The sequence below is a fragment of the Sphingobacterium sp. JB170 genome, from assembly GCF_900163865.1.
GTDB lineage: Bacteria > Bacteroidota > Bacteroidia > Sphingobacteriales > Sphingobacteriaceae > Sphingobacterium.
Genome location: NZ_FUKU01000057.1, coordinates 171,318 through 192,679 on the forward strand (window position 1 = coordinate 171,318; position 21,362 = coordinate 192,679).

Here is a 21,362-nt window from a genome sequence, read left to right on the forward strand (position 1 = left end):
CTTTTAATGTTCCCTAAATATATTGTCTTTAAAAAGCGTACGGTACTGTTCTGTTCCAAATGTCGAGAAGTGATCGGCATCATACATATAGGTCTGCCTATTACCTGACTGGATAATATCTGTTGGGTGGTACACATCGACATATTTATCGGCAATCGAGGAACCCTTTAAAAAATTATTAGCATTCTCCCGGAAACTAGCGAGATACCTTTCGGGTGAAATTCCGAATCTGCTCTGCATCACATGAACGACGGGATACTCGATCCGATAGCTCTCTGTTTGCCCGATATACACGGTGGGAATACCCATCGTCTTAAAATAGGTTTCAATTTGCGTAAAGTATTTTATCAAGTCGGTTTTGGAATAGCCTGAATAATTGGCCGATAGAATGACTTTATCGATCTTTTCCCCGTGGGCAGGAAAATAACTGTCGTATAAATAATTTGTAAGCTCACTCGGCCCTTTATATAGCGAGTGAACGCCCGGTACCGGAAATGTTTCATCGCCGGTTGCTTGGAGTAAATTAACATTATTTTCCGCGGCTAACTTTCCGATCGTATGATAAAACATAGCTGCATGGCAATCCCCAATAAGCAAGTAATTCTTTTTAGCTTCTGAAAAGGCGAGCAGGCGCGTGGTATCAAACGAGGAGAACGGGCTTTTAGAAAGCAGATGCCCCCGATCAAAGCTAAATTGCTCTGCGGCGAGCGCTCTAGGGTACTGATGTGCAAACTGCGCTAATGAAGCCTCCTGATCCTTCCATAAGATATGCTGCGCGGGAAGCTGCCTTCCAAGAAAGGATGTCATGATAACTATCCCCGATAAATACAACACGTATTTAACGTTTCGCATCCAGGTACCGCGCTCTACAAATTTATAGGAGAGCACGCTAAGGGCGAGCGAGACAAAAAACACGGCGTACCGCCATCCAGGCTGGCTATCGAATGTGAAATAGGCTGAAAGCACAATAAGCGGCCAATGCCATAGATACCATGAATAGGAAATATCGGCAATAAATATGGTGACCCTATTGGCGTATAGCTTATAATCACTATGCACTAAAAGTATACCGGCCGTTGCGATCACCGGCACAAGCGTGATTAGGGAAGGCCACCCTCCACTATGCGGAATAATTCCAATTATGAAACAAAAAAGCACGAGGAAACATACCACGGCAATAGCGTTTCGCGCTACGACCGATAAGCCGCGCTTTATATCTTGTTGATGGATAAACACTACTCCACCAACGAGCAACTCCCATGCCCTTGTAGGAAACATATAAAAGGCAAAAGAAGAGTCACGCTGGGCATAGTATAACATCGAGGCAAGCGACAATGCCGTTAGACCGTAAAGGAAGTAGCCTAACATTCGTTTACCCTTTACGCCCGCGCTATAGAGCCCAGATAAAATAAGCGGATAAACAAAATAAAATTGCCATTCAATCGATAAGGACCACGTATGCAGCAAGAAGTTCAGCCTAGCGTCGGGTTGAAAATATCCCGAATTCAAGTAATAATAAATATTCGAGACAAATAGGCTACTGGAAAAAGCAAATCTGCTATAGTCGTATAACTTTATGCCGAGCACCAGGTAAATCAGCAGTAGAAATACTAAAATAAGTACCATCAGCGCAGGAAGGATACGCCGAATGCGCCTTCGATAAAAGTCAACTAAACGAAATTTACCGATGGAAAGATCGCCCAGGATGATATCTGTCATCAAATACCCCGAAAGCACAAAGAAAATATCCACTCCAACGAACCCTGCGCTAAAATAAGGTACGCGCAGATGATACAGGAGGACCGCTAGAATGGCGAGAGCGCGTAAAAAAGCGATATCAAAACGAAATTCTTTTTGTGCAAACATATTGGTTAACAGCAGTGCAAAGCAAGTATACGGATTTTAGTTAAAAATTCGCGCGAAAAAGATGGCAATAACGCTCCCATACCCGTTTCTGCAATCAAGCAAAATAAGCAACAAATTAAACGTACACCGGGCCTAATAACACCGAGCGTGCGCCTACTGAAACAATACAAAGTGCGCTAAGATTCACCGCCCTGATATTGGCACATCAGCAAATGCGCTTTTCCGTTTCCAAAAGTACAAGCCCCTCTCACACTATTTAGGCGTCGGCGCATTTTCTTCGATTAGCTTTTTAAGCTTTAGCTCCTCCCAAAACGCCGCAGGAATCTTGGTTTTAAATGAAGCTGCATTTTCTGCCGCTTGTTGAACGGTATGTGCGCCTGGGATAACGGCTGAGACCACATCCGGCGCGGCAGAGAAACGCAATGCCGCGGTTCGCAGGTCAACCGAATGTCGATCAGCGACCTGTTTTAACGCCGCTAGCTTATCTTTTACCCCCGCTGGAAAGCCGCTGCCATACAAGTAACGGTCTTTACCCGACAAAAAGCCACCGCATAAAGGAGCGCCGACAACAATGGACATATCCCGCTGAGCGAGCTTAGGGAAAACTTGATTCAAATCATCTTTATGATGAATAAGCGAATATTGACAAGCCGAGAGAAAAATATCCGGGTCAGCCACTTCTATCGTCTTTAAGATCGGTTCGGTTGTGTTCACACCTAAGCCCCAACCTTTTATCAAACCTTCTTCCCGCATTTTGGTGAGCTCGGGCATCGCTCCTTTAACGGCGATATCAAAATATTCAAGCCAGTTGTCTTTCATGTCGCCATTATCGGGCGAAAGATCATGGATAAACACAATATCTAAAGAACCGATTCCAAGGCGTTGCAGACTATCTTCTACGCTTCTTCTTGCACCCTCAGCAGTGAAATCGTATACGTAGGAAGCATTCAACTTCCCTTTCCATAACCCTTGGAGCTCGAAGTCATCGTGTGGTTGTAATAGGCGTCCAATTTTAGTGGAGATTTGATATTCCTGACGCGCTTTATCCTTTAAGAACATGCCCATCCTGCGCTCGCTAATCCCCAGGCCATACCAGGGTGAAGTATCATAATATCGAACACCTTCATCCCAAGCTGATTCCACTGCCTGTAGACATTCTATATCAGGATTCGCGTTGAAGCCATTTCCAAGGGCTACGCCACCAAAACCAACTTTGCTTGCCGGTCTAAACCGGTTATTTGAATTTTGAGATTCCGTCATTACTTTTCTTTTGTTGTTGTTTGCGCTGGCGGCATTTAATGACTCCACGCCAAATGCGGTGCCCAATACTGCTGCGCCCGTACCTTTTATAAATGTTCGCCGTCGCATGAAATAATATTCCGTAATTAAAAAATTATTCTGTCTGTTTTTAGAGAACAAAAATAATATGATGTTGTTTTAATTCCTTAGCGCAAAGCGGGCCTCCCGCCGTTTTATACGAACGCTGCAAATAATCAGAAAACGACTAAAGCTTAAAAAATATCTTTTTGCGGTAAAGAAAGAGACATAAAAGCCACTCTAAAGCGAACACGCAGACTGATGCTAACAGTAGTATAACAGCGGGGCTAATCCCCACACTAGCAAATACCGGCTGAACAACCATGAGCACATATTCATTCAGCCAATTCTGTCCTACAATAGCGAAAAACAGATAGATGAAAATCGAGTTCATCCCAATTACTTGGAAGAAAAGTAATCCTTTGCGATTTTTACGCATATCAATCCACCAATATAATCCAGCGACGATCAATAAACAGTAACCTAAGGAAGTGACCATAAACGAGCTGGTGGCAATTGGTTTTACTATAGGAGTTATACCTAGGGCATCCATGGCATAGCCTACCACGAGAAGAGCTCCCCCAGTACCCACGAGCCGATAAATCGGATTATAGGACGCCATAAACAACTTACCCACGACAACACCGGCTATGGTATGCACCGCTGTAGGCAACCAATTAATAAAAACATAAGTATTGTCCTTTTGCCCAAACAGAATCCAGTCGATCCAATTGCCAAAGTTCCCAATTCCTGCATAACCTTGATCGAACCCGGGCACTGCCCAAATCCGATAAAAAAATTCTGTTAGCGCTAGTATCGCAACACAAGCTGCTATTTGGTACCGCAACTTTAAATTAAACAGTAGAAAGGCGATCATTGTACAAAATGCTAGCTGAGTCAAAATATCGGTCACATCAAGCGCATCCCAAGCAAACCACTCGGGGCTGCTGATGCGCTTAAAGATGCCCCAAAACAATAGCCAGCCACACCGCCGCAAGGTTTTTAAAAATCGATCTCTCCAGGACAATCCGCTTCTGGTTTGCTTTGTCAATGAGTAGGCCATCGCGATACCGGCCATGAACATGAAGGCCGGCTGAATAAGATCCCAAAAATGAAGGCCATGCCAACCATTATGAAAAAATTGGCCGATAAATATCTGTCCAAAGGTGTGCTCGTTGGTTGCGCTGCGTAGATGGTTATAAAGCTCGCTGGCTTCTAGCGCTAGTAAAAACATAATAAGACCGCGCATAAAATCTAGTGACAGCAGGCGATCCGATGGTTTTCTGTTTGAAATAGAGTTTTCCAAGGTACGTAGGTTTCAAAATGTTTACAATAGCGGTCAGTGTGCAGGATAAAATATAGCTGGAATCGCGCTTAAAAATGGGCACGGTTAACAGGGGAAAATTCAATGCTGCCTCTCAAAGATACATTTCCTATGCTTTAAATTAAAACGGATTGACTTTTCCGTTGCAAGGACGCTACGCCCGATCATCGCTGCCAAATATTATTGCAAAATCACTCTAAAAATTCCTATTTTTAAATATTATATGTGATTTCTAACCAGAATCTTCAACTAAAGCTATAGTAATGAAAAAATTATCTTCTCTTTTGTGCGTGTTGTACCTCACGCTCCTGAGTGGGACCTTATTCGCCCAATCCAGAACCTTTGATCCGGTCCAGGTACTAATCAGCCCAAACAAAGCAGACTGGACCTATCAGGTAGGGGAAAAGGCCAGCTTTACCGTGACGGTTTTAGCGCATCAAGTTCCGATCGAAGGTGCCGAAGTGCACTATGAGATTGGCTTAGAGAAAATGTTGCCCACCCAACAAGGGACAATTAAATCAAACGGCACTTCAACCATGCTGGGCAAAGATGCTACACTTGAAGAACCCGGTTTTTTACGCTGTCAGGCATGGGTAAAGGTTGATGGAAAAGAATACCGTGGCATAGCGACTGCAGCATTTTCCCCGTTGAATATCAAACCGACGCAAACCTTACCCCATGACTTCCAGGAATTCTGGACTAACGCGAAAGAGGAAGCGGCAAAGATTCCGATGGATACCAAGCTTACCTTCTTGCCCGAGCGCAGCAACGAGAAAGTCGATGTCTACCAGGTTAGCATTCAAAACTACGAGCTTGGTGCCCGGGTATACGGGATCCTAGCAAAACCAAAAACAGAAGGAAAGTATCCTGCACTCTTGCAAGTCCCGGGCGCAGGTATCCGTCCATACCAAGGAAATATTGCTCTCGCAGAACAGGGGGTGATCACCTTGGAGATTGGCATCCACGGCATCCCGGTCACCTATGAGAAGGAGCTCTACAATAACCTGAGTGGTGGGGCGCTAAGAGGATACAATTATTTCAACCTTGACGACAGGGACAAATATTATTACAAGCGCGTGTATCTAGGTTGCGTTCGTGCAATCGACTATATTTTCTCGCTCGAGGAATTCGATGGATCCAATTTAGCGGTTTACGGCGGTAGTCAGGGTGGAGCGCTATCTATCGTCACCGCAGCCCTTGACAGCCGGGTCAAACACTTAGCCAGCTTCTACCCTGCCCTTAGCGACTTGACGGGTTACCTCCACGGTAGAGCTGGTGGGTGGCCGCATATGTTTACACAAGGGAATGCTTCGTATTTAAAAAAGGAAGACAAAATTAACGTATCTGCTTATTATGATGTTGTCAATTTCGCCCGTTCGGTGAAAGTTCCTGGATTCTATTCCTGGGGCTATAACGACGAAACCTGTCCACCAACGTCCATCTACGCGGCATACAATCTAATCCAAGCACCCAAAGATTTATATCTCGTGCAAGAAACGGGGCATTGGACTTACCCGCTGCAAAGAGAGAAAGTCAATGAATGGTTATTAAAGCAGTTAAAAGGCAATTAGCGGCATTTCACGTGAATCGAGGCGTTTAGAGCATCTGCGAAATTGATGCTCTAAATTATACTCGCTTGCTAACTGCGCCGGGGTGCAGATTAAACCGACTGGTCAGTCTCCAGCCAAACTTCTATTCCTCATAGCAGGCCAAGCTGAATCCTTTATAGCCTTATTCGTTCTAAGGAATGAATGGCATTATACTAGCAGCAAAAACGCAAAGTACGTTTGGCTATATTTACAATCAATTAAGAGGTGAAAAATGAATTTTAAAAAATTAACTTTTCGCATACAGCGGACTAACGAGTTTTTACAGCAAAATGCCGTGAAAGCTGTAAACATACATATTACACTCAGAAATTGGCTTTCTGGATTTTACATTGTAAAGTTTGAGCAAAACGGAAGTGACCGTGCTGAATATGGAGTTAAATTGCTTGAGAACTTAGCGAAAAATATCAGTATCAAAGGACTGTCAGCTCCAGAACTGTCCCGCTGCCGACAGTTTTACGACACCTATCCACAGATTCTTGGGTTGGTAACCCAAGAATTCAAAAAACTGGTCCCTACGGATTTCTTTGAAGATTTCACGCTTTCAAATATCCAAAAACCAATTCTTGGATCGACAACCCAAAAATTGCAAAAAGATAATAAAAATAACGATTTAGTTCACTTTTCTAGTATTTTTCAATCTATTTCTTACACCCACTTTACTGAACTCATCAAAATAGATGATGTCATGAAAAGGCATTTTACGAGTTGCTAATTTTAAAAACACAGCCCAGTGTAAAAGAACTCAAACGACAGATCAACACGCTCGCTTATGAAAGGGCTGGATTATCCGATAATCACAAAGGAGCTTTTGACGAGGTAATGAAAAAGGTAAAACCTCAACAAACTACGGATTTAATAAAATCTCATTACTTTTTCTAATTTCTCAATATCAATCAACCTCATGTAATTGAAGAGAACGAGTTAGAACAAGCTCTAATTGTGCATTTGCAACAATTTATTATTGAACTTGGAAACGGATTTTGCTTTGAAGCCCGACAAAAACGATTGTTAATGGGTGATGAATATTACTTTGTTGATTTGGTTTTTTATCATCGTATTTTGAAATGTCATATATTGGTAGAATTGAAACGTATAAAAAGTTTGGATGAAAACAATGAAAAATTCGATCGAAGAATTATCTGCAGTTTCGGTTTCATTTATAAACACAAAGTATCCTTCATTGTTCAACGATCTAGAAGCAGCAATGTACTCAGGTAATCTCTTCGAAATTGAAAACAAGATGAATTTTGGCACTAAATTAATTGAGCAATCGATGCTTTCATCTGATAAGTATTCCAAAATGTTTGCAATTAGCGAAATGGTTCAAGAAAATACAGAAATAATAAGAATAATTCATAATTTGGATCTATCCGATGTATTTATTCAGGCTGGATCAAAATATCGATACAAATTTTAAGAACTTAAAAAAGTTAATTATTCAATTAATACAAAAATGTCGGATCAATTTAAAGAAGAAACGGGTTTACCCAAGTTCATTTTAGCATTATTTGTTATTCAATTTGCTTTTTTTATTTTTTATGGATTGTCTAAGAGCAATGATAAATCCATTATATATTTTTCTATAGGATTTTTTGCGCTGGGGATATTTTTAGCTTTTGTGAGATTAAGAGTTGAAATAAATGAAGAGAGAATTAAATATAGGTTCTTTCCATTCTTCAATAAAAGTATTGACTGGAATGAGATAAAGGATGTTGAAATTGTCAAGATTTCAGCATTATCTGACTTTTTGGGATGGGGTATACGGTTTTCTAGAAAGTATGGTTGGAGTTATATTACCAATTCCGAATATGGTCTGTCCATAAAAAAAAATAATGAAAGGAGAATTATATTGTCTATAAGAAATAAAGACAAGTTGATAAAGTTTTTTAATAAAAACAATTGTAGAAATTTACCAGCATTAAAACAATCTTAATTCATTTTTAATCAGTAGTCTGTGTTCAGTGCTGCGTTGATTGTCTAATCAAACTATCGTAGTCGGGAATATTAATATACGAATAATACCTGTAAGATCTTTTTAGGACTAATGGTTACTTGTTGGAAAGTTTTTCTACGACGAGACATGAATGAGCACGGATCAGATTTTATTGGACACCCAAAATAATCCAGCTCATTACACAGTTTGGTTCAAATAAGATTTTCCACAATTACTTTCAAAAATAAACATATGACAAAAATCGCTGTTGGGAATAAGTTTGTAAAAAGAAATGTTCCCCTATTCGGGTTCTAGAACGACATGGTCGGCTTTTGTCACCAACAATGAAATACTTCACTTGTTACTTCGTAGTATTCCTCTGATAGTTGGGGGTAATCATTATACCGCGGTAATATGACGGGAACGGCAAAGATTAGTACAACCAAAACACGCCGGAAGTCGCGCATAACTAATACATTATCATTTTGTTTATTATCTTAGTGACGAGTGAAGAACTTAAATCAAATTTTACCCATGATAACTTACAGCACTGCGGCTTTGCTATTTCCCGCTATTAGTCTAATTATGCTCGCCTATACGAATCGATTTCTGGCCTTAGCAGCCCTTGTACGAAGCCTTCATGCTAAATATTTGGCACACGAGAAAAGGGCTGTCTTGAAAGGTCAAATTGGCAATCTTCGTTTCCGTCTTAAATTGCTAAAACACATGCAAGGGCTTGGTATAGTAAGTTTTATCGCGTGCATCTTATGTGTGTATGGGATTTATGCGGACAGTATCGTCTTTGCCGAAATCTCGTTTGCACTAAGTCTTTTATTTTTCACGATGTCCTTAGTCCTCTCCTTCGTTGAAGTACAACTAAGCAACAAGGCATTAGAACTTGAGTTAAGCGATATGGAGGGACCTCCAAGTTCTACTATAGATCAATAGACTAACAAAATTGACGAAATTAACTCTGCTCTTCCGCATGATAAAACAGGTTACCGCAAGTTTCAAAAAGCGGTGACAGTCAACATATCTCGCATAGCGTTCTTTTAAAAAACTTGCATTCCAGATGCGCCTAATCGAGTTTCAAGCATTGATAGATGCGCAATGGGATCAAAAATCCCACTTGTTTTCATAAGTTGATCCGTATGTTCGCAGTTATTCATCGAACTGCCTGTTACTAATATATAGGAATAGAACGCTGACCCGTGTTGAATTTTACCAGCGCACTACTGGATTATCCGTCTCCGACTTTGTAGTTCCGACTTCTGATGTCTTTTTATATTGCTTCTAGAGCCTTGCGTCTGACCGAATACAGCACGACAAAGAATTAGTTATCAGAATACAATTGGATATTACACCGCAAAAGTCCAAGTTTTAATTCCACAAAAAAAATACGTTTTTGAAAACCTATAGAACGACAAAAAAGTATCAATCGATCTCACCGTTAAGAATCCTCTATTTTGATTTTTCGCAAAATTATCCTATCATTGCTTTTAATTTAATCTGATTCTAAATAGAAGGCTAAAAATGTTTTGTAATTTGAAATCTTTGGGATTCAAAAACTGTTTATGGGCAATTGTAACACCTTTTTTAATGCTCACCACAACAAATTTGGCCGCCCAATCTCTTGTCGACACCATACCAGTCGATACCCTAAAACACGTGCGAGTTGGCGAAGTGCTTGTTACGGGAAAAACAGCAATCAGAAAGGTAAAAGAACAAGCCTTCAACGTGAATGTCATTGACGCCAAGCAGCTTTATAACTCCTCGGTAGATATTAATCAGGCATTAAATCGAACGACCGGCGTGCGCATCCGTGAGGACGGAGGTTTAGGGTCAACATTCAACTTCTCTTTAAACGGATTCAGTGGGAAACAGGTGAAGTTTTTTCTTGATGGGCTTCCGATGGATAATTTCGGTTCCTCGCTAACACTGAACAATTTACCCGCTACCATGGCGGAACGGATTGAAATTTATAAGGGCGTGCTCCCGGTGAGTCTTGGGGCCGATGCGCTGGGAGGAGCAGTTAATATTGTTACTCGTCCGGATGCTAATTATCTTGACGCTTCTTATGGTTACGGATCTTTCAATACCCATAAAGCGAGCGTTAATGGTGCTTTTACAGACGCCAGTAATGGATTTACCGTGCGCGCAAACGCCTTTTACAACTATTCGGATAATAACTATAAAATCAACGTACAACCGATCGACTTAGTCAGCGGCCAAGACATGCCAGCACAGGAAGTCGAGCGATTCCATGATAATTACCGCTCTATTGGTGCGCAAGTCGATGTTGGTATCACGGGCCGATCCTATGCGGATCACCTGCTTTTCGGTGCCGTTGTATCGGGCAATGACAAAGATATTCAAACGGGGGTAACCATGGAACAAGTATTCGGTGCCCGAACGTCTAAAAGTAGCTCCATTATTCCGACATTAAAGTATAAAAAATCCGATATGTTTTTGGAAGGCCTGGATTTCACACTTTATAGCGCTTATAACCTTACGACGAACAATTTCACCGACACCACGCGATTACGTTATAATTGGTTAGGGGAATCCGTCCCTACCACAACGGCAGAACTTTCCCGTACGCAGCTCAAAAATAAAGATAACGAATTCCTTACCTCCGCAAATCTAGCTTACTCGGTCAATAATAACCACGCAATTTCGCTAAACTACGCGCTGACGGACTTTAAACGAAAATCGAGCGATGTAGAGAATCCAAACAACCCCACGTTCCTGTTGCCACAGGGACTCCGCAAACAGACTATGGGGCTAGCTTGGCAAGCAACATACGACCGTTTCACCTCAACGGTATTCGGTAAACTATTTAATCTTCAAGCTGAATCGTTTGAAAATGTATCAACAAATACCGTGGCTGATTACGTGGAAACAAAAATGGACCAAACACATTTCGGCTACGGTGCCGCCGCCGCGTACTTCGTTACACCTCAATTGCAGGCAAAAGCATCTTACGAACATACTTATCGCCTACCCGAAGCAACTGAACTATTGGGTGATGGATTGTATGTCCGTCGTAACGCCAACCTTAAACCGGAGAAAAGTGACAACCTAAACTTAGGCGTATTATACACCATTTTGTCCGACGGATCACACCGTCTTAACATGGAAGGGAATTTTATCTTTCGGAACGCTAAAGACTATATTCGGCAAGACCAACAACAGGTACAACCAATCGACAGACAGTATATAAATGTGGGGAACGTGCGAACAACCGGAGCCGAGGCATCGGTTAGTTATGTTTGGAACAATCAGTTATTTGCTAGCGTGAATGCGACCTACCAAGATATCAATGACCGTACAAAATTTCTTACAAGTGAAAATCTGAACGGTACCCAACAAAACCCAAATCTAAACTACGGCTTCCGTCTACCGAATATGCCCTATCTTTTCGGTAATGCGAACCTAGGCGCGCGGTTTCACCCTTCCCCAAATAATGATAACGCTTTAAATTTGAACTACGGTGTTAGTTATGTAGAAAAATATTATTTGACACCTAATCAGATTGGCCGAGATAATAAAGATCGTATTCCGCGCCAAATTTCACACGATATCTTCGCCGACTATACCCTAGGGGGTGGAAAATATGTGATCGCTTTCGAGTGTCGCAATGTGGCTAATGGTAAGTTGTACGACAACTATTTACTGCAGAAACCCGGGCGTTCGTTTTTTCTCAAACTTCGATATTTTATAAAAAAATAGATTTTTCCATTAGATAAACAGAAATGTATACCTTAAAACTAAAACAATTTTTCAAAAGCAGTTTATACGCAGCTCTAGCGGTAAGCTTAGCTTCCTGCAGCAACGACGATGACACGTCACCGACACCTATCGAAGGCGATAATATCTACACATTAGGTTTAGGTGTTACTACCACTGAAGGGACAACAAATTATGTGCTTCATACGAACGATATCATGAGCGGTAAGCTTTCCCTTATTAATAACGGCATACTACAAGATGGGTACCGCGATTATTTAAATATAGGCAGTTACTTCTTTAGTATTGGTGGATTAGGCCTAACTGATATTAATACGTATTATCTCGATGCATCCAATCAGGTGGCTCTAAAAACCGGCTTGAACCTAAACGCTAGACCTGTAGACGCGCAAGACCTCGACGGAAGTGGCAAAACGGCATTGGCCGTCACCCTACCCTCAAGCCCTGCTGATGGCACCGATATGTCATTTTTGACAATAGACGTCGCATCTAACGCAATAACCCGTACGGAGAAAATTAAGGTAGACAAAGCGACTTTCCCTATCGGTGATGAGTGGATGTTACATTCGGGTATTGCGGTCCGTGGTAATCAGGCCTTCCAAACATTGATACCTTTCGATGATGTAGATTGGGTAACATCTAAAACGGATAAAGCCTATGTAGCCATTTACAGTTATCCGGAATTTGAATTGGAGAAAATTATTGAAGACGATCGTACTGGGCCCGCCGGTGCATTTAACACGCGATCGGGTATCTTTGCAACAGAATCAGGCGATATCTATACCATATCACACTCCGGTTTTGGTTACACGCAACGAACAAAAGAGCCGGCCGTGTTAAAGATCGCCTCTGGATCGGACGAATTTGACAAAGACTATTATTTCAACACTGAAGAGGCAGACAACGGCGGACGAATTATACACGCTATTTATATAGGCAATAATAAACTGTTTGCATCCATAACCACGGGCGCTCAGGCGACGCAGTGGGCAGATGACAACTTGAAATTTGCTATTGTAGATCTTGCCGAACAATCAATCACCACTGTAAAAGATACGCCGACATTCAGCGGCGAAGGCGGTAGAAGTTTCGCTGCTTTCCATAGAGATGGTAAGGCTTATGCTGCCGCAAAAGTAAACGGCATAATTAATATCTACGAAATTGATCTTGCCCAAGCAACCGCACGCAAAGGAGCGGAAGTTGAGGCCTCGTTCGTCGGGGGGCTAGGTCAGATAAAGTAAAAACTTAATAATTGATAAATACAATCCAATGTCTTTTTCACGAAGGACATTGGATTATTCATTGGAATGAGCGGGAAAACTAAAAAAAAGAATAAAGGTCTATTTAGACGAATAAGCGACTGGCTACACCTGTGGTTAGGGTTGAGTTCGGGGGCAATTGTCTTCATTGTGAGCATCACAGGTTGTTTCTATGCATTTCAGCAGGAAATTAAAGATGCATTAGAGCCATGGCGCTTCGTGCAGGTGCAATCGGGCGGTTTTGTTCCACCAAGCCTTTTGTTAGACACCGCTTCTAAATATATGCCTGATGCCCGTCCTACGGGATTAACTTACAGCAATGAGCAGGGGGCAGCAGCGATCGGCTATTCAGGAATGGAAAACGGAAAACGCACATTCTCTGTCGTATTTATGGATCCTTATACGGGTAGCTTCCTTAAGAAGCAGCAAACGATCGGTACCGGTGAGTTTGATTTTTTTCGCTTTATTATTGATGGACACAGAGCTCTTTGGCTTCCTTATGAGATAGGTAGACCCATTGTAGGGGTTGCAACACTCATTTTTTTGGCACTGCTAATAACCGGGATGATCATGTGGTGGCCCAAGAAATGGAATCGTACCGCGCGAGGCAAAAGCTTTAAAATAAAATGGAGCGGACGTTTTAAACGGTTGAATTATGACCTTCATAACGTACTAGGTTTTTACAGTTTGCTATTTGCGCTCGCTTTAGCGGTGACGGGCTTGGTGTGGAGTTTTGCTTGGTTTGATAAAGGCCTGTATTTCATCGCTTCGATGGGCGAGCATAAGCAGGAACATCACCACCCACATTCGGATATCTCCCAAAAAGACCGATTGTGGAGCGGCCCGATGACTCCGCTTGACAGCGCTTGGTATGCTACCATAAAGCAGGTAGATAAGATCGGCGGGATGTACATGACACCAATCTTGCAGGATGAGGACGATTCCTATGAGATCCTGATTTATCACAACGAGGGTTCTTACTACAATCAAAGCGCTTACTTCTATGATCGATATACATTAGAGCCGCTCGAGATGAACGGGAGCAAGTTTAATGAATCAAAATTCGCAGATCGATTAACGATGATGAACTACGATATCCATGTCGGTTCCATTTTGGGTCTGCCAGGTAAAGTATTTGCTTTTTTGATTAGCTTGATCTGTGCAAGCTTACCCATAACTGGTTTTTTGGTTTGGTGGAACAAAAGGAAAAAGGCAAAAATTAATTAATAATACAGACTGGTAAGTCGAATTTAGCAACACATTCCAATGTATTCTTCACAGATTTCACCAGTCTATAGGCTGACTATGTGCAACGTATAGACCGGTGAAAACGTATGTGCATACCGTAGTATTGAAATCAGGAAACCTTACCAATTAATAATATTGGATACGGTTTAATTCTCCATATTGGACCAATCAAACGTGGGGTTTTCTGGTTTTTTATTTTCCTTTTTCAGCTGGGCTGAAAGTTCCTTCACGATTCTCGGATTTTGCGCAGCAACATTGTTTTTCTCCCCGATATCGCTTGATAGATTATAGAGCTCAAGGCGTTCGGGTTTACCTTCTTTTTTAAAGCGAATGAGCTTCCACTCCGCACCAGAAACGGCTTGTTTTAAAAGGCCCTGTTCATTGAACTGCCAGTATAAGCTTGAATGTTTGGCATGCGGTTCTACACCAGTTAAAGATGCCTGAAAGGAAAGGCCGTTGATATCTTTTGGGGCTTGCAGATTAGCGATATCGGTAAAGGTAGGCAACAAATCCCAAAATGCCCATGGGTCATCCACTTGCGAACCTGCATGAGCATTTCCAGGTACCTTTGCTATGAATGGCACGCGAATCCCACCTTCATATAAATCTCTTTTTATTCCTCGTAAAGGGCCACCGCTGTTAAAAAATTCCGGATCGGCCCCTCCTTCTTTATGCGGCCCATTGTCGCTGCTAAAAAAGATGTAGGTATCGTCCTCCAGTCCTAGGCTTTTTATCAAATCCACCACTCTTCCCACATCGGTATCCAACTTATTGACCATAGCAGCAAATGCCGCGTGAGGCTGCGCTTGGTTATTATAATTTCCTTTCTTTACATAAGGTGTTTCGGGCTCAAGCTTACTTGATCCATCTTCTTTTTGGAATGCTTTCAGCAGGCTATCAGGCACGATGAGTTCAGCATGCGGCAGGGTAAATGGCAAGTATAAAAAAAATGGATTGTCTTTATTCTCCTTAATGAAGGTAAGCGCTTTATTTGAAATTAAATCCTGCGTGTAGTCCGCATGGCTTACCTTCACAACTTGCGTTTTACCTGAACTAATTTCATAGAGACTATCCGTATAATAATTATGCGCATGGGATTGATCCAAGTAGCCGTAAAAATTATCAAACCCTTTCAGGTGGGGTGCGCCTTTGCTCTCCACATCACCTAATCCCCATTTACCAAACATACCTGTTTTGTAGCCGTCATCCTGTAAAATTTCAGCGATGGTGATGTCTTGCTCGCGCAGCGCACCCGTACCATCTTTGCCTTTTGCGTTTCCTCGTACATAAGCGCTGCCCATATGCCGTCCGGTCATCAGCGCGCAACGAGACGGGGCGCAGACCGTACTGCCCGAATAGAACCGGGTGTACTTAATTCCGTCGGCCGCCAATTGATCGATATTTGGCGTAACAAGCGGTGAGTTTGGGTTATATGCGCTAACGTCTCCATACCCCAAGTCATCGGCGAGGATAAATATGATATTCGGTTTACGCACTTTCTGCGTTTGCGCGTGCAGACTTTGGGTCAGTAAAATACTACTAACGATAAGGGTAAAAATGTGAATTTGCTTTTTCATCTTTAATTTTTATTTCCCGTAATTGGGATTTTGCGTCAATTGATTATTATACTGAATTGCAAGCGAAGGAACGAGCCAAAGGTTATCGCGTGCAAAACTGAATTTTCGGTTATCTATTCTGCTGCCGTTTAGGTGAAATACATCCGTATTAAGAAATTTATCGGCAATATTCAACATTTAGCAAGAATGCGTATACTGTTTCTTCCAAAACAGATTCCTTTGCGAGCCGGAAGTTCGGCGGTGTACGCGCACAAGATCATCGGTTATGGGGTTCCACAGTTGATGTACTGCAACAAAAGTAGATCAGTAATATAAGCAAAGTTTTACCAAACTGTTTTCATAATTTTTTAAAAAACGTTCTCAGACTCATCCGGCCACTAGTTTTACGTACGCTGATAATTTGAAAACACAAGGAACTTTACGTGAAACATCGGTGGGATATTTGTTCATTTATATTGAAATATGACAATGTACCTTCGCTTCAAATAACTATACGCACGAAAAGATCAGAATTTACAACCTAGTGAAACATCATTTCATACTACGCTAATTATTAAGAAAATAGGGTTTTTAGCAAGTTATATAGCCTTATGTCCCACCAAAACCTCCTTTTGAACCACAGTTTTGGTGAGATATAACTTCATCAAAAGTCAAAAGTAGTTCTATAAAAATCAATAATCATACGGTTACTTCTGCTAAAAGAACGTTAAAGGCTGCTAGCACACTTTTACCGATCGAATACCCAACAGCTTTGCAATCTTTTCTATTTTTGAACCCTGCAGCCCCAATCCCACTGCGCAGTGATGCGCAGGGCCGTGACTATTCCACTGTTGTGCAAAATTACGCGCGCCTATTGCAAACCGATAGCGGCTGTTGGTGTTTCCGATTTCAAGTATCGGACCTTTGACCGACTCACCCTGGGCGAATAATAACATCAGCTCACCTCCGGCGTTCTCTACAACAGAAAGCAGGGTTACGGGACCAATTTTCACCTGCATCTCCACGGCTAACCCTTTACCAACTTTACCGTGGTAAACCTCAAGCGGCCGTACTTTTGTTTTTCCATTGGCAATTTTGATATGGCCCGGACCGTCGTGCCCCATTAATACAACGTCGTCTTGATAGTCAAGGGCATAATATTCGGTGAACGATCCACCAGCGCCCAGGGCGTCCATAATTTTCATGGCCTGTGCATTTTTAATCTCGTACTCTCCGGCCACCGGAATACCGCGCGCGGTAAGCAGCGATGTACCGAGTATGATGGATGTTATGGTGTCTTCGTTCTCTGTTTGAGGGACACCTTTGTGGTAGTAAGCGATAGACCCAAGCTGATAGGTCTCCACCAGCTGGTCTAGCGCAATTGAAGTATATGCCGCGCGGGTTAATTCATCCTTTTCACAATCGGGCCGAATATCAAATTGCCGGTAAAACTCTTCTACGCGAGCCTGGGCCAGCTCAGGGGTTATCTGCTTTCGTATCGCTGTCAATTCGTCGATCGGGAGTATCTCGATGTGACCGCCAAATGTTCCGAGCTGTTTTGTCAGATCTGTATAGATATCTAACATCCCCGAATAGTAGGTACCAATAGCGCCCATACGGTTAGAGGCCATCGTTTTTACGACTATGGCCGCAGCGATCCACTCGCTAACCTGCTGCCAACAGGGATCATTTTCATCCAACAGCCCGGTCACTTCATAGAAAGGCATGCCTAGACGGCTCATGAGATTGGCAATCTCGGGAACGGGGCAGGCGCCACAAAAGCGCAACCATTGCCCAGTCATCGCGCGGCGACTAGAGAGCTTATTAAAGTTTTGGTAATCGATCGCCCCCTGCGGGGAAAGGTTTAAGATTATAACGGGCACCTTAGCACGCTGCAAGATCGGCAGAAGTGTAGCCGAGAGCGAATAGGTCGAGCAGTGGACAAACACCAGGTCGATCTCTTTGCTGCGACAGAGGCTACCGACTTGAAAAGCGCGGTCGACATTATCAACGAGCCCGAAATTTAAGCAGTTTGCGCTAAATCCTCCAATCCGTGCCGACACGACTTCTAAATCCGTTTCTAGCAGGGCCTTTAACCCGTCGAATTGTTCCCAATATGCTTCTAGACCAATACCTAAAATGCCCACATGAAGTTGCTGCTTATATGCCATAAAGAAGATAATTTAATTCACGATTTATAAATGCTACTACGAATATAGGGGCGGGCGGGAGACTATAGCCTAACTAAAATGACATATATACGGTATATTTTGGCATTTACGCATTTGCGTGAGTCACGCAGTAGGCTTGCTTGAATGCGAGTGGTGATAGTCCCGTTTTTTGTCTAAAAAATTTAGAGAAATAGTTTTCCGACTCAAAATTTAGCTCATAGGCTATCTCTTTAACCCGCTTATCGGAATATAAAAGAAGACTTTTAGCACGCTCGATCTTTAACTGATTCAGGTATTGTCCGGGCGCAAGGCCCGTATGTTTTTTGAATATCTTGCGAAAGTGCGAATAACCCGTTTGCAGCTTCGCGGCTACCTCTTGGATAGCCGTTTTGCTCTGCGCCAGTTCCCGAATCAGAACCTTAGCCTTTTGCACCAGCTGCTGCTGGTCACCTCGCTCATCAGTCAAGGTACGCTGCCTGCTCAAGGCAAACACGAGCCCAAGAAGATGCACAACCATCCCTGCGACCAATGGCTGATAGCCGGGTAACTCCGAGCGCGTATGAGCCATGATTCCCTCATACAAACTAATGATGTCCGGATGCGCGCCTGTAACGATCAACGGCGCCCGTCTATCAAACAGAGAACTGCCCACAACGGAATCGGCAAGATGTCCTTTAAATCCCGCCCAGTATTCTACCCATCCGGTACTCGGGTCTGGCCGGTAACGGTGCCATTCACCAGGAAATAGTAATATAATGGTACCGCCCTCTATATTTTGGGGGCCGGAGCTGCCCGATTCAAAAATGCCCTTTCCTTGCGAAATATAGATCAATTGGTATTCTCGCAATATACGTCCGTTTTGCCACTTAAATTCATAGGCCTCGGGATGCTTGGCAGCAGGATAAACATCGGTACTATAAATCTGTCCGCACCCGACATTTAGCAATGTCATACCCCATTTATTATCCAGCTCGCTAGTGGGTAAATATTTGTTATAATTCTCCATTTTATCTACTGATCCGTAAATCGGGTTTTTTCGTTATTTTTCAATTAAAAACAGGGATTTAAAGGGCGCTAGCTCAACCTGCACGCGGGTCGTTTTCCCGCCCCAGGAGATGCCGCGAGGTTCCTGGATAATCTCGCCGGTATGCGGGTCCCAGCTCGAAAGCGCAAACTCCCCCTGCAAGACAAAAGTAGCCGTTTTGTTTTCCGCTGTAGGATTGGCTAGAAACAGCTGGCGCTTGCCTCCAAATTCCTTTTGAATTACGGGCAGCGGGTCGTGCTCAAATTTCAATAGAAAAGGGCTATGGACTTGACCCATCACCATTTTCAGCTGCGCCACACTTGCGCTGGAGACGAAGTGTACCGTATTAAGTGTCAACATTTTATCTACCAGGGCTACTAGTCGCTCATTATCCGTGCGCAGCGTTGCCTTTTTGGGCAGGCGGCTGGAGAATATCACCGTTCCTCCGGCCTGCGCAAAGTGGTAGAGCTTGTTTAAGTTACTCCAGCTGATTGTCGTTGTAGCAGGAACAATTACAACGGTAAAATCATTGTGCTGCCTTTTATTGTTGAGCCGTAAACGGCCATGATCTACTTGGCACTGCTGCTCGAGCACCTCGGGGTGTAGAAACATATGATCGTACCCCAAGCTATCGAATAGATTAACGCTAATATCGATATAATCTAGGTACGGAAGTTCAACTCCCCCTTGGTAGAAATCCAGTGGTCCATCGAAGCGATGATCTGCCTGCATGCTCTCGATGGGGTACACAATGGCTATATCGCCTAACCATCGACCATCGTTTTGTAGCACTGTATTAAGCCGCGTGAGGTAGTCATTAAATCCGCGCAGACTATCCGCGTATACAGGATTGCGCAAGGACAGCTCAGGAAGGAAAACAACATCTTGATCATCATACCAAACAGCGTGTGGAATTAATGTATTGATGCCTTTAGCGTACTGTTCCATCGCTATAGCGTATATCTGGTTCCAGCTTATGTTACCCATGGCGCCATATGTCTCGGACATTACGCGATATTTGTCCCAATTGTATGCGGCCGAGCTAATTAGTTTATAGAATCGTTCTGCCGGCCGATCGCCCCCAATTTTATCAATCCCTGGTGCATCAAGGTATTTAAAGGCTTTCATAAAATCTCCAGAGGTACCCACGGCGTTTAAAACCTCTTCGTTGTCCAGGTGCCCCGTCGCGTAAAGACCGTGCTCGTTACTCCAGTCGTTAACCTTCTTGATATATCCACTGGCGAACAGTTCGGATCGAAAGGCGAATAAGTAATTTCTAGCCTCGGCGGTCTGGGGCCCGATATCGTACCATAACGCCGGATATAGCAGCGCGGGGCTAAAGCCGTGCCTTTTCTCGAATTTCTCATTGAATGCTGGTGTCCAGGTACGCCCTTCTCCGTAATACATTGTCGGCTCATCGAAAAATGTAGCGTCCACCACCTCCCCAAAGTAAGGCTCAAACCGCTTAAAATACTGCTCATGGGTCATCTCGATGTACAGCTCGGCGGCCGTGGGGTCGAGGTAATCTACGATCGAATTACCCGCATCAACGCAGTGGAAAGCCATTACCTTCCAATCTCCTTTAGGTACCGTCCAGTGTAGGACTCCGTCGCTAACGTTTTTTATCAAATCCAGACGCTGCAAAGTAAGGGTATCCATCGCTACAATCGCCATAAGGCCTTTTTGTTCAAGACTCACGCTATAGCTTCCTGCCATCTTCGGGATAAATTCTGTTTTGTCCAGCCTCTTATTGGTTAGCTCCGGGTAGCGCAGCTTAAAGCGGCCTACACCATCCCCATTAATATCGCCAGCTGTGCCGCTGGGAAACCCATATTCATCGTATATATGCAGCTTAGCGCCCAGCTGCCGCGCCTGCTCCAGGCTCGCTCGGTACGCCTGAAAATAACCCTCACTCAGGTATTCGGGCATAAAATCTTTACCGAACGGCAAAATGCTTACCCCACCATATCCGGCCTCCTGTATCTGCTTTAATTGTGATCTGATTTCTGCGGGAACCACAGTTGTATTGTTCCAGAACCAAAGCGGAATAGGGCGGTACTGGTTAGGCAAAGCTTTGAAAGCGCTTTCCATTTTATTTAAAACCTGCGCTGATATAGTCCAGTTGAAGCCAGCAAACAGCGCAATAAAAAGTAACAAATATTTCATACTATTTTCCTGGTAGCGGGTTATAATTCGATTCGTGGTAACACAAATTTAATACTCTCGAAAAATAACGGTTAACCTTAATTGGCATTTTTCATGTCCTTTTTGACATTAACGCAGTCCGTTAACTATTCTGTTCAC

The 21,362-nt window shown here is 43.1% G+C and carries 16 protein-coding genes; 9 read left to right on the forward strand and 7 right to left on the reverse strand.

Annotated elements, in window-relative coordinates; translation table 11 throughout:
• Positions 1 to 3: 3 nt before the first annotated feature.
• The 3 genes from FM107_RS15015 to FM107_RS15025 all read right to left on the reverse strand — a co-directional run bounded on the left by FM107_RS15015 (position 4) and on the right by FM107_RS15025 (position 4,489).
• A complete protein-coding gene (locus tag FM107_RS15015; RefSeq protein ID WP_086949295.1) occupies positions 4 to 1,866 on the reverse strand; it encodes an acyltransferase family protein in 1,863 nt (620 codons plus the stop codon).
• A gap of 252 nt (positions 1,867 to 2,118) precedes the next feature.
• Positions 2,119 to 3,234, reverse strand: a complete 1,116-nt coding sequence (locus FM107_RS15020; RefSeq protein ID WP_086949296.1) for an aldo/keto reductase — start codon at positions 3,232 to 3,234, stop codon at positions 2,119 to 2,121.
• Positions 3,235 to 3,370: 136 nt separating this feature from the next.
• Positions 3,371 to 4,489 (reverse strand): acyltransferase family protein, encoded by a 1,119-nt coding sequence (locus FM107_RS15025; RefSeq protein WP_218779012.1) that lies wholly within the window; start codon positions 4,487 to 4,489, stop codon positions 3,371 to 3,373.
• Positions 4,490 to 4,770: 281 nt separating this feature from the next.
• Here FM107_RS15025 and FM107_RS15030 point away from each other — a divergent pair, with 281 nt between their 5' ends.
• The 9 genes from FM107_RS15030 to FM107_RS15070 all read left to right on the forward strand — a co-directional run bounded on the left by FM107_RS15030 (position 4,771) and on the right by FM107_RS15070 (position 14,286).
• Positions 4,771 to 6,078, forward strand: a complete 1,308-nt coding sequence (locus FM107_RS15030) for an acetylxylan esterase (RefSeq protein WP_086949297.1) — start codon at positions 4,771 to 4,773, stop codon at positions 6,076 to 6,078.
• 250 nt (positions 6,079 to 6,328) lie between these two features.
• Entirely contained in the window at positions 6,329 to 6,829 is a 501-nt protein-coding gene (locus tag FM107_RS15035; protein WP_086949298.1) for a DUF1016 N-terminal domain-containing protein, read from the forward strand.
• 176 nt (positions 6,830 to 7,005) lie between these two features.
• Positions 7,006 to 7,335, forward strand: coding sequence for a PDDEXK nuclease domain-containing protein (locus FM107_RS20275; protein ID WP_086949299.1), 330 nt, complete (start codon positions 7,006 to 7,008; stop codon positions 7,333 to 7,335).
• A complete protein-coding gene (locus tag FM107_RS15045) occupies positions 7,223 to 7,534 on the forward strand; it encodes a hypothetical protein (protein WP_143559506.1) in 312 nt (103 codons plus the stop codon). The genes FM107_RS20275 and FM107_RS15045 overlap by 113 nt, the downstream gene beginning before the upstream one ends.
• 36 nt (positions 7,535 to 7,570) lie before the next feature.
• On the forward strand, positions 7,571 to 8,050 hold the full coding sequence (locus FM107_RS15050; RefSeq protein ID WP_086949301.1) for a hypothetical protein: 480 nt from the start codon (positions 7,571 to 7,573) through the stop codon (positions 8,048 to 8,050).
• Positions 8,051 to 8,584: 534 nt separating this feature from the next.
• Positions 8,585 to 8,998: a DUF2721 domain-containing protein gene (locus FM107_RS15055; RefSeq protein WP_086949302.1), complete on the forward strand. Its 414-nt coding sequence runs from the start codon at positions 8,585 to 8,587 to the stop codon at positions 8,996 to 8,998.
• A 651-nt stretch (positions 8,999 to 9,649) separates the two neighbouring features.
• The gene (locus FM107_RS15060; RefSeq protein WP_179204509.1) at positions 9,650 to 11,782 is read left to right on the forward strand and encodes a TonB-dependent receptor; all 2,133 of its coding nucleotides are present in this window, start codon (positions 9,650 to 9,652) and stop codon (positions 11,780 to 11,782) included.
• A gap of 23 nt (positions 11,783 to 11,805) precedes the next feature.
• The gene (locus FM107_RS15065) at positions 11,806 to 13,041 is read left to right on the forward strand and encodes a DUF4374 domain-containing protein (protein WP_086949304.1); all 1,236 of its coding nucleotides are present in this window, start codon (positions 11,806 to 11,808) and stop codon (positions 13,039 to 13,041) included.
• A gap of 66 nt (positions 13,042 to 13,107) precedes the next feature.
• Positions 13,108 to 14,286, forward strand: a complete 1,179-nt coding sequence (locus FM107_RS15070) for a PepSY domain-containing protein (RefSeq protein WP_086949305.1) — start codon at positions 13,108 to 13,110, stop codon at positions 14,284 to 14,286.
• Positions 14,287 to 14,453: 167 nt separating this feature from the next.
• Here the strand turns inward: FM107_RS15070 and FM107_RS15075 are convergent, their stop codons facing one another.
• The 4 genes from FM107_RS15075 to FM107_RS15090 form a co-directional block, all read right to left on the reverse strand.
• Positions 14,454 to 15,884: an arylsulfatase gene (locus tag FM107_RS15075; protein WP_086949306.1), complete on the reverse strand. Its 1,431-nt coding sequence runs from the start codon at positions 15,882 to 15,884 to the stop codon at positions 14,454 to 14,456.
• A 716-nt stretch (positions 15,885 to 16,600) separates the two neighbouring features.
• Positions 16,601 to 18,034: an arabinose isomerase gene (locus FM107_RS15080; RefSeq protein ID WP_086949307.1), complete on the reverse strand. Its 1,434-nt coding sequence runs from the start codon at positions 18,032 to 18,034 to the stop codon at positions 16,601 to 16,603.
• Positions 18,035 to 18,140: 106 nt separating this feature from the next.
• Positions 18,141 to 19,040, reverse strand: coding sequence for an AraC family transcriptional regulator (locus FM107_RS15085; protein ID WP_086949308.1), 900 nt, complete (start codon positions 19,038 to 19,040; stop codon positions 18,141 to 18,143).
• Positions 19,041 to 19,073: 33 nt separating this feature from the next.
• A complete protein-coding gene (locus FM107_RS15090; RefSeq protein WP_086949309.1) occupies positions 19,074 to 21,224 on the reverse strand; it encodes a glycosyl hydrolase in 2,151 nt (716 codons plus the stop codon).
• Positions 21,225 to 21,362: the final 138 nt, after the last annotated feature.

What these genes read in the sequence shown, in the direction of transcription:
- FM107_RS15015 (WP_086949295.1), bottom strand. Translation starts at nt 1,866, where the DNA reads ATGTTTGCACAAAAAGAATTTCGTTTTGATATCGCTTTTTTACGCGCT.
- FM107_RS15020 (WP_086949296.1), bottom strand. Translation starts at nt 3,234, where the DNA reads ATGCGACGGCGAACATTTATAAAAGGTACGGGCGCAGCAGTATTGGGC.
- FM107_RS15030 (WP_086949297.1), top strand. Translation starts at nt 4,771, where the DNA reads ATGAAAAAATTATCTTCTCTTTTGTGCGTGTTGTACCTCACGCTCCTG.
- FM107_RS15035 (WP_086949298.1), top strand. Translation starts at nt 6,329, where the DNA reads ATGAATTTTAAAAAATTAACTTTTCGCATACAGCGGACTAACGAGTTT.
- FM107_RS15045 (WP_143559506.1), top strand. Translation starts at nt 7,223, where the DNA reads ATGAAAACAATGAAAAATTCGATCGAAGAATTATCTGCAGTTTCGGTT.
- FM107_RS15050 (WP_086949301.1), top strand. Translation starts at nt 7,571, where the DNA reads ATGTCGGATCAATTTAAAGAAGAAACGGGTTTACCCAAGTTCATTTTA.
- FM107_RS15055 (WP_086949302.1), top strand. Translation starts at nt 8,585, where the DNA reads ATGATAACTTACAGCACTGCGGCTTTGCTATTTCCCGCTATTAGTCTA.
- FM107_RS15060 (WP_179204509.1), top strand. Translation starts at nt 9,650, where the DNA reads ATGCTCACCACAACAAATTTGGCCGCCCAATCTCTTGTCGACACCATA.
- FM107_RS15065 (WP_086949304.1), top strand. Translation starts at nt 11,806, where the DNA reads ATGTATACCTTAAAACTAAAACAATTTTTCAAAAGCAGTTTATACGCA.
- FM107_RS15070 (WP_086949305.1), top strand. Translation starts at nt 13,108, where the DNA reads ATGAGCGGGAAAACTAAAAAAAAGAATAAAGGTCTATTTAGACGAATA.
- FM107_RS15075 (WP_086949306.1), bottom strand. Translation starts at nt 15,884, where the DNA reads ATGAAAAAGCAAATTCACATTTTTACCCTTATCGTTAGTAGTATTTTA.
- FM107_RS15080 (WP_086949307.1), bottom strand. Translation starts at nt 18,034, where the DNA reads ATGGCATATAAGCAGCAACTTCATGTGGGCATTTTAGGTATTGGTCTA.
- FM107_RS15085 (WP_086949308.1), bottom strand. Translation starts at nt 19,040, where the DNA reads ATGGAGAATTATAACAAATATTTACCCACTAGCGAGCTGGATAATAAA.
- FM107_RS15090 (WP_086949309.1), bottom strand. Translation starts at nt 21,224, where the DNA reads ATGAAATATTTGTTACTTTTTATTGCGCTGTTTGCTGGCTTCAACTGG.